The sequence below is a fragment of the Acidobacteriota bacterium genome, assembly GCA_034211275.1.
In the GTDB taxonomy this organism is placed as follows: Bacteria; Acidobacteriota; Thermoanaerobaculia; order Multivoradales; family JAHZIX01; genus JAGQSE01.
Genome location: JAXHTF010000244.1, coordinates 1 through 9,450 on the forward strand (window position 1 = coordinate 1; position 9,450 = coordinate 9,450).

8 protein-coding genes are annotated in these 9,450 nt (G+C 69.0%); all 8 read right to left on the reverse strand.

What is annotated here, in order from left to right:
- Positions 1–30: 30 nt before the first annotated feature.
- Positions 31–1,191: a hypothetical protein gene (locus tag SX243_23520; GenBank protein ID MDY7095955.1), complete on the reverse strand. Its 1,161-nt coding sequence runs from the start codon at positions 1,189–1,191 to the stop codon at positions 31–33.
- Positions 1,192–1,368: 177 nt separating this feature from the next.
- On the reverse strand, positions 1,369–2,625 hold the full coding sequence (locus SX243_23525) for a beta-ketoacyl synthase N-terminal-like domain-containing protein (protein ID MDY7095956.1): 1,257 nt from the start codon (positions 2,623–2,625) through the stop codon (positions 1,369–1,371).
- Positions 2,622–3,854, reverse strand: a complete 1,233-nt coding sequence (locus SX243_23530; protein ID MDY7095957.1) for a beta-ketoacyl-[acyl-carrier-protein] synthase family protein — start codon at positions 3,852–3,854, stop codon at positions 2,622–2,624. The genes SX243_23525 and SX243_23530 overlap by 4 nt, the downstream gene beginning before the upstream one ends.
- 4 nt (positions 3,855–3,858) lie before the next feature.
- Positions 3,859–4,119 carry an acyl carrier protein gene (locus tag SX243_23535; GenBank protein MDY7095958.1) on the reverse strand — a complete coding sequence of 87 codons (261 nt, stop codon included), beginning with the start codon at positions 4,117–4,119 and terminating at the stop codon, positions 3,859–3,861.
- Between the two features lie 571 nt (positions 4,120–4,690).
- Entirely contained in the window at positions 4,691–6,202 is a 1,512-nt protein-coding gene (locus tag SX243_23540) for an MATE family efflux transporter (GenBank protein ID MDY7095959.1), read from the reverse strand.
- On the reverse strand, positions 6,192–7,007 hold the full coding sequence (locus SX243_23545) for a polysaccharide deacetylase family protein (protein ID MDY7095960.1): 816 nt from the start codon (positions 7,005–7,007) through the stop codon (positions 6,192–6,194). Before SX243_23545 ends, SX243_23540 begins: the two co-directional genes overlap by 11 nt.
- On the reverse strand, positions 7,004–8,203 hold the full coding sequence (locus SX243_23550) for a glycosyltransferase (protein ID MDY7095961.1): 1,200 nt from the start codon (positions 8,201–8,203) through the stop codon (positions 7,004–7,006). Before SX243_23550 ends, SX243_23545 begins: the two co-directional genes overlap by 4 nt.
- The coding region (locus tag SX243_23555) for an oligosaccharide flippase family protein (GenBank protein MDY7095962.1) at positions 8,200–9,450 on the reverse strand (1,251 nt) is incomplete at its 5' end. The genes SX243_23555 and SX243_23550, both read right to left, overlap by 4 nt.

A 9,450-nucleotide genomic window follows, 5' to 3' on the forward strand; every position in this document is an offset into this window, starting at 1 on the left:
CGGCATGAACGTTGCCGGTGTAGCAAAAAATTAGACTGTCTTTTGGTACGTTGAAACGTTCGGCAATTTCTCGATTTGGCTTTCTGGGGAAGAAATATTTAGTTTGTAGAGAGGGTCGGAGAAGCGCCCGGCGACGCCGCTCACCGCCCAGCGGTCCGAGCTGATGGTGGCCTTGGAGTCGTGGGCGAAATCCTTGAAGCCGCCCCAGTCCAGGACCTCCCGCCGGGGCAGGTCGTGGCCGAAGCAGGGGAATTCGCGGCAGATCCATTCGATGAGCTTGTCCGGCCCGGCGACCTCCTTGTAGTCGAAGGTGGCGCGGTCGTAGACCAGGCCGATGCTGGTCTTGCCGCGCAGGGGGATGACCCACAGCCACAGCCCGTCGCCCATGAAGTGGTTGGTGGCCATCCACAGGGGCATATGCCCCACGTGGCGGCGGTCCGGGCTGCGTCGCACCTGCTCCCGGGAGCGGGCGGTGAGGCGCTCAATGTCCACCAGGCCGTCGACCCACAGGAAGAAGGTGCCATGACGGATGCGTCCGGGATCGGTGAGCTCCATCTGGCGCGCCAGGGAGCGATTGCGGCCGGTGGCGTCCACCACCCAGCGGGGGCGCACCTCGTGCTCGGTGCCGTCGAGGGTGAAGCGCACCCGATGCCGCTGGGCCTCGGCCTGGTGCTCCTGGGAGTCCCCGGTCTCCGGCTGAACCAGCTCCACCTCCGGCTTGCGGATCCCCAGGGCATGACGGAAGAGGCGATCCTGGGAGTTGAGCTCCAGCAGATGCTCTTCCAGCCGGTTGCGGTCCAGCTGGTAGGAGGGGACGTTGGAGATGTGGCGGATGTAGCTCTGGCTGTAGTCTTCGAAGCCGGTACCGGAGCGCCCCGGCGCGGGCCAGTAAAAACGCAGGTTGTACTTCATGAAGTGGTCGTGGAGCAGATGCTCTTCGAGGTCCAGAACCTTCGAGAAATAATGACCGGCTAGCTGCACGCTGGACTCGCCGACCTTTTGGCGGGGCCCTGGGAGCTCCTCCTTGCGGTCGACCATTAGTACCTTGAGGCCACCTCCGAGGAGGAGCTGGCGGGCGAGGGTGAGGCCGGCGAGGCCGCCGCCGAGAATCAGCACGTCGGGGCGGTCGAAGCCGCCGCCGGGGGCGAAGGCCGCGGCGTCTACCGAGGAAGCTCCCTGGGATGAAGGCATCGGGGACGAATCCGAGGGGGGAATGGAGTGGCTCAAAACAACCTCCTGGGGCGCCGCTTCAGCGGGCCCACGGCGAAGAATTCAGGGCAGGCGAAAAGAGTAATTCAAGGGCACTGGGTCAAAAGACACTGAGACATGGAGATAGGGTGTGAGATGCACCGGCTCACTCCTGTCGTTTCATCCTTCCGTGGCGGGAACCTCCAGCACCACCGCGCAGGCGTTGCCGTCCAGTCCCAGGGAAGTGACCAGACCGCGGCGCACGCCGCTGGTGCTCGGGGGCAGGCTCTCGCCGTCCGCCGCCGGCAGCCGCACCGGCAGCTCGGTGTCCGGCTCGTCGAGACCGCGCACCGCCGGCAGGCGGCCGCTGGCCAGGGCGGAAATCAGGGCCAGAGCCTGGAGGGCACCGCCGGCGCCCAGGGGCTCGCCCAGGGCCGCCTTGGGGGCCATCACCGGCGGTCGGGTGCCGTTGAAGCAGGCCTTCAGCCCCAGCGCTTCCTGGCGGTCCCCACCGGGGCTGCCGTTGGCGGAGGAGCTGACGGCGTCGATCTGGTCCGGTGCCAGGCCGGCTTCCTGCAGCGCCAGGGCAATGGCCCGGGCCAGGGCATCGGCGGAGCGTTCCGGGTCGCGCCCCCGGGACGGGTCGTAGCAATTGCCCGCACCGGTGATGGCGGCGAGGGCGGGGGCTCCGCGCCGGGCGGCGTGATCCGCCCGTTCGAGCATCACCAGGGCGGCACCCTCGCCGAGGGTGAAGCCGTTGCGGCGGCGGTGGAAGGGCGTCGGGCAGGCCTCGTCGCCGGCCCCCGGGCACGCCTGGCCGGTGCGCAAAAAGCCCAGCACCGATTCGTGGCAGAGTTCTTCCGCGCCGCCGGCGAGGATCGCCTCGGAGCGGCCGGAACGCACCAGGTCGCCGGCGTAGGCCAGGGCCTGGAGCCCCGAGGCGGAGCCGCCGGAAATGGTGGAGTTGACTCCCCGCAGGCCGTGCCAGATGGCGGTCTGGCCGGCGGCGGCGTTGATCACGCTGTTGGCGAAGTCCATGGGTTTGGCGTATTGGGGGCCGGCGGTGAGGGCACGGCGGTCGAAGGCGGAGATGGTGTGCACCGAGCCGAACATGGTGCCCAACACCAGCCCGACGTCGTGCTCCTCCCGCAGCTCGGGCGTCCAGCCGGAATGTTCCAGCGCCAAAGCCGCCGCCGCCGCCGCCAGCCGGGCGGTGCGGTCGAGGGGCCGCAGATTGCCTTTGCCGAGGTAGAAGGAAGGATCGAAATCCCGTACCTCGCCGACCCGCAGCGGCGGCAGACCCTCGGGCTCGAAGAGCTCCACCGGGCCGAGACCGGTGTCCCCCCGCAGCAGCGCGTCGAAGACCCGCTGGGGCGAGTCCCCGAGGGGGCAGACCACTCCCAGACCGGTGATCACCACGGTGTCCGGCCGGCTCATGACGGCACCTGCCGGAAGATCACCGAGGCGTTGTTGCCGCCGAAGGCGTAGGCATTGTTCATCGCCACCCGCACCGGCAGCTCGCGACCTTCATTGGGCACGCAGTCGACGTCGCATTCCGGATCCGGGTTCTCGAAGTTGGCGGTGGGGGGAATCTGCCCCGTGTGGACCGCCAGACTGCACACCGCCGCCTCGATGGCGGAGGCGGCGCCCATGGTGTGACCGAGCATCGACTTGATGGAGCTCATGGGAATGCGCCGGGCGTGGTCGCCGAAGAGGCGATGCACCGCCTTGCTCTCCAGGCGGTCGTTAGTGGGGGTGCCGGTGCCGTGGGCGCTGATGTAGCTGACCTCCTCCGGTGCCGTGCCGCTGGCGGCCAGGGCTCGTTCCATGGCGCGGGCGGCGCCGGCGCCCTCGGGGTGGGCGGCGGTCATGTGGTGGGCGTCGCAGGACAGGCCATAGCCCGCCACCTCGGCGTAGATGCGGGCGCCCCGGCGGCGGGCGGTTTCCAGCGGCTCCAGCACCAGCACCGCCGCGCCCTCGCCGGGGATCATTCCCCGGCGCTCGCGGTCGAAGGGCTGGCAGCGCTCCGGTGCGATGGCCCCCAGGCGCGCGAAGCCGGTGAAGGTGATGCGCGAGAACGAGTCGGCGCCGCCAGCGAGCATGCGCTCCGCACGACCGCTGCGCAGCACGTCCACCGCTTGGGCTACAGCGTAGTTGCCGGCGGCACAGGCGGCCGGGATCATCATGTTGAAGCCCCCGAGCCCTAGCTCGCCAGCGACGTGGCCAGCGATGACGTGGCAGGGATAGCGGTCCATGAACTCCCGTCCCACCTGGTCCAGCTCACCGGCGACGTGGCGGTCGTTGAAGCGCTCGACCTCCTGGGGCTCGCCGGAGGTGGTGCCCATCACCACGCCGGTGCGGGGGAGGTCCAGCTCGTCCTCCGTCAGCCCGGCGTCGGCGAGGGCCTGGCGGGCCGCTGACGCCGCCATCAGGGAGGCGCGACCGGTTTCTCCGATGGGCGTGCGGCGGATGTGGTGCCGGGGCTCGAAGTCCGGGACCTCCCCGCCCTGATGCACGTTGTAGCCGCTGGTGTCGAAGGAGCGCACCGGCCCGGTGCCGGTGCGGCCCTCCAGCAGCCGGGACCAGACCTCGTCCCGGCCGCTCCCCAGGGGCGTCACCCAGCCGATGCCGGTGACGACAACGCTGGTGTCGGGGTTTGGCGTCATAGCCTCAGGCCTCGACCGCGGTCTTCTGCTGCTGGCTGACCACCAGGTTGACGGTGTCCTGCACCGTCTGAAGCTCCTGCATCCGTTCTTCCGGCAGCCCCAGCTTGAACTCGTAGTCGACGTCCACCCCGACTTCCATCAACGAGAGGGAGTCGAGGTCCAGATCTTCGCGGAACGAAGCATCGTCGGCGATCTCCTCGACAGGGATGCTGGTGATGTTGGAAATGATCTCTTTGACGCGGGCTCGAATCTTAACGACATCCATGGCCTCAATACCTCCTGGCAATAACAAGTGTCGACAATCCACAAGTCTAATCGACCTTCGCCGCTCCTGACCTAGGACTGTCCTCCATCTCTTCGGCGCCGCCGGGATCGCCGGCGGCTTCGGGTTAGCTAGGTGTGGAATGAGCGAAGATCATGCCAAGTCTACTACTTCGGAGATGGGAGCAAGTCTTTCGGAATACGCGGCTTACGGTCTTAAGAAAAGATTGCAAGCTGCTCTATGAGAGGCACTTGCAGTCACTTCGCCGAGGGCTTTTAAATGCCTTCATGGAGCCCTGAAGAGGAGGCCGGGTAGCGGAAAGCGCGGCCCCAGGGGGTGTTTTGGGGATCGGTGCCAACGATATGGGCGGTAGCGGCCTCCGGCTCAGGGGCCTGGGCACGGGCTCCGCCGGCGCGGTGCCAACAATGTGGGCGCCTCGGCGGCTGGGTGGGTGAAATACAGCATCGAGGAAGCCCGTTTCTCGTGTGACAGCGAGGTTACGAGCAAAAAAGTCGCGCTTTTCACGGAAGATCGACCTTTTCGAGACTCTCGGGGGGGCGAATCTCGGCCCGTTTCAGACCACTCGCGTCTTCCAAGTGCCGCGGCGGAAGAGCACCAGGGCGATGACGGCGGCGATGGAGTAGCTGACGGCGACGGCGGCGAAGACCCCGTCGACCCCCATGGGGGTGTAGTGGGCCAGTGCGTAGGCCATGGGGATCTGGCAGATCCAGAACGAGAAGAGGTTGATGTAGGTGGGGGTGGTGGTGTCGCCGGCGCCGTTGAAGCTCTGCACCAGGACCATTTCCCAGGCGTAGAAAAGGTAGCCGTAGGCGACGATGCGCAGGCAGGAAGCGCCGATGTCCAGAACCTCCGGCTGGTCGGTGAAGAGGGCGATGAGGGGGCGCGGGAAGGCGATGAAGGCCACCGACACCAGGCCCAGGAAGACCATGTTGTAGAGGCCGCTGACCCACACCGCCCGGGCCGCCCGATCCGGTTTGCCGGCGCCCAGGCATTGGCCCACCAGGGTGGCGGCGGCATTGCCCAGACCCCAGGAGGGGAGCAGGGCGAAGACGATCAGCCGCAGCCCGATGGTGTAACCGGCGAGGGCGGCGCTGCCGAAGGTGGCGGTGATGCGCACCAGGGCGATCCAGCTGGCGGTGGCCACCAGGTACTGGCCGATGCCGCCGATGGAGAGGCGCAGCAGGCGCAGCATGACGTCCCCCTGCCAGCGCAGCTGGGCGGCAGTGATGCGCACCCGGCCGACGCCCCGGTGCAGGACCCGCAGCTGGTAGAGGACGCCGATGCCGCGGCCGGTGGCGGTGGCGATGGCGGCGCCGGTGAGGCCGAGCTCCGGGAAGGGGCCCAAGCCGAAGATCAGGCACGGGTCCAGGACCAGGTTGATGGCGTTGGCCAGCCACAGGGCGCGCATGGCGCTGGTGGCGTCGCCGGCGCCGCGGAAGACGGCGTTGTTGAGGAAGAGGAGAAAGATGACGGCGTTGGAGCCCAGCATGATGCGGGTGTACATCGTGCCCTGGGCCAGCACCGCGTCGGAGGCTCCCATCAGCCGCAGCAGGTCCGGCGCGTAGATCGCCCCCGGTAGCCCCAGCCCCAGCGCCGCCACCAGGGCCACGAACCACCCCTGGACCGCCGCCACCGCCGCCTCCTCGGGGCGCTTCTCGCCGATGCGGCGGGCGACCATGGCGGCGGCGGGCATGCTCAGGCCCACCGCCAACGAATAGATCACCGTCAGCAGGGACTCGGTGAGGCCGACGGTGGCCACCGCCTCCGCCCCCAGGCGGCCGACGAAGAAGATGTCGGCGACGGCGAAGATCGACTCCATCACCATCTCCAGCACCATGGGGATGGCCAGCAGGGTGATGGCGCGGCTCAGGCTGCCCTCGGTGTAGTCTTCGTCGGTGCCCCGCAGCGCTTCGAGGATGGCCGCCAGGGGGCCCCGCCGGCGCACCGTCGGGACGGCGGCGGTGGCTGTCGCTTCAGTGATCGCTTCAGGGGGTGCTTCGGGGGAGGCTTGCGGGGAGTCGAAGCCCTCGGGAGAGTCGTCTGCGCTGGGCTGCTCAGGTTTCACGCCGGTTCTCCCGGCTCGTCCACCGCCGGAGGGTGGCGAGCAATCCGAGGCGAGGCAGACGGCGCCACCAACGATAGGCGCCGGTGGCCTTCAGGCGCAGCTCGAAATCGCTGTCGCCGGGGCGGATGACGAAGCGCGGCAGGGCCAGCAGCCGGTCTCGGTGGGTCCCTTCCCGAATTCCTACGGCAGCGCGGTAGCCGGCGTCGCGGACCGCTGCCGCCGCCGCCTCGTCGAGATGGCCGTAGGGGTAGCAAAAGCTCGTGACCCGCCGGCCGGTGATTTCCTCCAGCCGCTCCTTGGCCGCGGTCAGCTCGTGGTCCAGCCGGTGGGCGGATGCGCCCCGCAGGTCGATGTGATCGTGCCCGTGGCAGGCCACTTCCACTCCTTCCCGGGCGAGGGCGGCGAAGGCCTCGGCGTCCAGCAGATCCTCCCTCCGCTCCCGCTCCGCGGGGTCTTCCGTCTCCAGATCCCAGGCGTTGGTGCCCCCCAGCTGGCCGGCGACGGCGAAGAGGGTGGCGGTCATGCCGCGGCTCTGCAGCTCGGGCCAGGCGTGCTCGGCGAAGCAGCGGCATCCGTCGTCGAAGGTCAGCACCACCGGCCGACGAGGCAGCTCAGCGCCGGTGCTCCAGCGCTCCACCGCATCCCCCAAGGTGAGGGTGGCGTAGCCCCACTCCCGGAGACGGTCCAGATGCTCGGCGAAGCGTTTGCGGGGCACATAGCTGTCGCCGTGGAGGGGCTCGGGCTCGAGGGGCAGGGGCTCCACGTGGTGATACATGAAGACGGGAATGGGGAAAGGGCGGCTCATGGCTGCGCGGCCCTCCCGCCGGATTCCCTACCTCGGGCTAGCTCCTCCAACAGCGCCGCGTAGGCGCCGGCGGTGGTGGCGAAGGAGAATTCCTCCGCCCGCCGCCGGGGGCGCTGCCCCCAATCCTCTGCCAGAACCCCTTCCAGGGCCCGGGCGTAGCGGTCCGAATCCTCCACCGGGCACACCTCCCCAACGTTCCCCAGCACCGAGCGGCGCACGGCGTCGTCGGTGGCGACGCAGGGAATGCCGCAGGCCATGGCCTCCAGATAGACCAGCCCGAAGGCCTCGGTGAGGGAGGGGAGGGTGAAGGCGTCGGCGGCGGCGTACCAGGCGGGCATCTCCTCTCGGGGGACGCTCGTTCGGTGATATCGACCCTCGCCCAGCAGGGCCCTCGCGTGGCGGTCCAGCTCCGACGCTGCCGGTCCGTCCCCCAACACCACCAGGCTGGCATGCTCGTGGGGTTGGGAAAGCCGCGCCACCGCCTCGGCGGCGAGGTGAAAGCGTTTGTGCTCGTCCACCGCGCCCGCAGCCAGGACGATGGGCCGCGAGAGCCCCAGCTCTGCCACCGCCGGCGCCGGGGGAACCCCCGGTTGGAAGAGCTGGAGATCGACGCCGTGGGGAATCACCTGGATCGCGGCCCGGGGCGCCCGCTCCCGGATCATCGCCGCCGCGGCGTCGGTGAAGCACACCACCCGATCCGGATGCTGACGGGCGAAGGCTCCTTCCCAGCGCGGGCTGTTGCCGTGGGCGATGTCGACGAAGGGAATCCCCTTGAGCCGCCGCAGCAGCCGGCACAGCCAGGCCCCCACCAGCCCCCCCTCCATGATCACCACGTCGTAGCCGCCACGCCAGAGGCTGGGAAAGGCGCTCAAGGAAGCGCTGGCCCACTCCAAGTTGAGGGGATCCAAATAGAAGGTGTCGAGGATCTTGCGGCCCAGCCGGGTGGCACCGTAGAGCGTCTCCAGCCAGCGGCGGTCCCGGGGCAGGGCCCGGATGCGCCGATGGGGTACCGGCGCCGGGCCGCGGCAGAAGAGGGTGACCTGGAAGTCCGGGCGGGCGTCGAGGGCGGCACAGAGATCCACCACAAAGGCCTCGGCGCCGCGGCGGAAGACGCCCACCCCGGGCATCACCGCTGCCACCTGAATGGGGGCTACTCGGATGGGGGCTCCGGGGATCGCGGCGGCGGGATCCTTCACGGGGCAACCTCCGGCGGTCCCTCGGGTTCCTCCTCCCGGAGCTGCTCGGGCTTCTCTTCCGGGGCATCCTCTGGGGCGAAGAAGCTGCGGAAGGGATGGTAGAAGCGCCAGAGATAGACGCCGCCGGCCGCCGCCGCCGCCGGGATGGAGGCGCCGAAGCGCCCCCAGCTATCCGCCGGCAGCAACATCGCCACCACCAGGAAGAAGGGCAGAGGCACCAGGTAGAGGAAGACCAGGTCCCGCACCAGCTGCCAGAACGCCGGTCCCAGAGCGCGCCAGATGCGCCAGGTCATGATCAGATTGCCCAGCAGCAGGTAGTTGGCCCAGGCCATGCCCTCGGCCCCCATCCAGGCGGTGAAGGCGAGGCCGAAGGCGACCAGGCTGAGGAAGTTGGCGACCACGATGATCAGCCAGGCGCGATCCTCCTGGCGCACCTTCAGCACCTCGCCGCCGAGGCGGCTGAAGGGATCCATCAGCGGCGCGAAGCAGAGGATCTGGATCAGCGGCACCGCTCCTTCCCAGCCGTCCCCTAGCAGTACTCCCACCAGCACCACCTCGGCGTTGAAGAAGAGGAAATACGCCGCCAGGGTCTCCATGGCGAGGATCGACAGAGTGCCCAAGCGGAAGGCGCCAGCGAAGCGGCGAGGCTCGTATTGATACTCCACCAGGGCAGGGTAGAGCACCCGCGCCACCGCCGGCAGCACCAGAATCTGCAGCCGGTAGGCCCATAGACGCGCTTTGTTGAAGTAGGCCACCACCTGGGATTGACCGAAGGCGCCGAGGATGAGCACTGCCAGGTGGGGTAGGGAGACCGCCGCCAGGGCGATGAGGAAGAGGTAGCGGCTCTTGCGGAAGAGGTCGAGGAGGATCCCCGGCTCGACCTTCAGCGGCATGGCCCCCCAGGCCCGGCGCCACACCAGGGCGGCGAAAAGGGCGGCGGCGACGAGCTCGCCGGCGACGAAGCTCCAGACGCCGAAATCCGCGATGGCGAGGGCGATGGAGACGGCGGCGAAGCACAGCCCGCGGAGGATCTCCGGTTTCACCAGGCGGCCTACCGAGAGCTGGCGCTCGAAATACACCCGGGGCACCACCGCCAGCCCGTCGAGAATCAACCACAGGGAGTACACCCGCAGCACCGGCGGCAGTCCCGGATCGAAGCCGGCGAAGAGGGGCGCTGCGAGGGCCACGGCGGCGGCCAGCACCGCCGAAGCGGAGACCACCCACAGCAGCACCGTGCCGTAGGGCTG

Excerpts from the sequence above, each read along its gene's own strand:
- SX243_23520 (MDY7095955.1), bottom strand. The coding sequence starts at position 1,191 with ATGCCTTCATCCCAGGGAGCTTCCTCGGTAGACGCCGCGGCCTTCGCC.
- SX243_23525 (MDY7095956.1), bottom strand. The coding sequence starts at position 2,625 with ATGAGCCGGCCGGACACCGTGGTGATCACCGGTCTGGGAGTGGTCTGC.
- SX243_23530 (MDY7095957.1), bottom strand. The coding sequence starts at position 3,854 with ATGACGCCAAACCCCGACACCAGCGTTGTCGTCACCGGCATCGGCTGG.
- SX243_23535 (MDY7095958.1), bottom strand. The coding sequence starts at position 4,119 with ATGGATGTCGTTAAGATTCGAGCCCGCGTCAAAGAGATCATTTCCAAC.
- SX243_23545 (MDY7095960.1), bottom strand. The coding sequence starts at position 7,007 with ATGAGCCGCCCTTTCCCCATTCCCGTCTTCATGTATCACCACGTGGAG.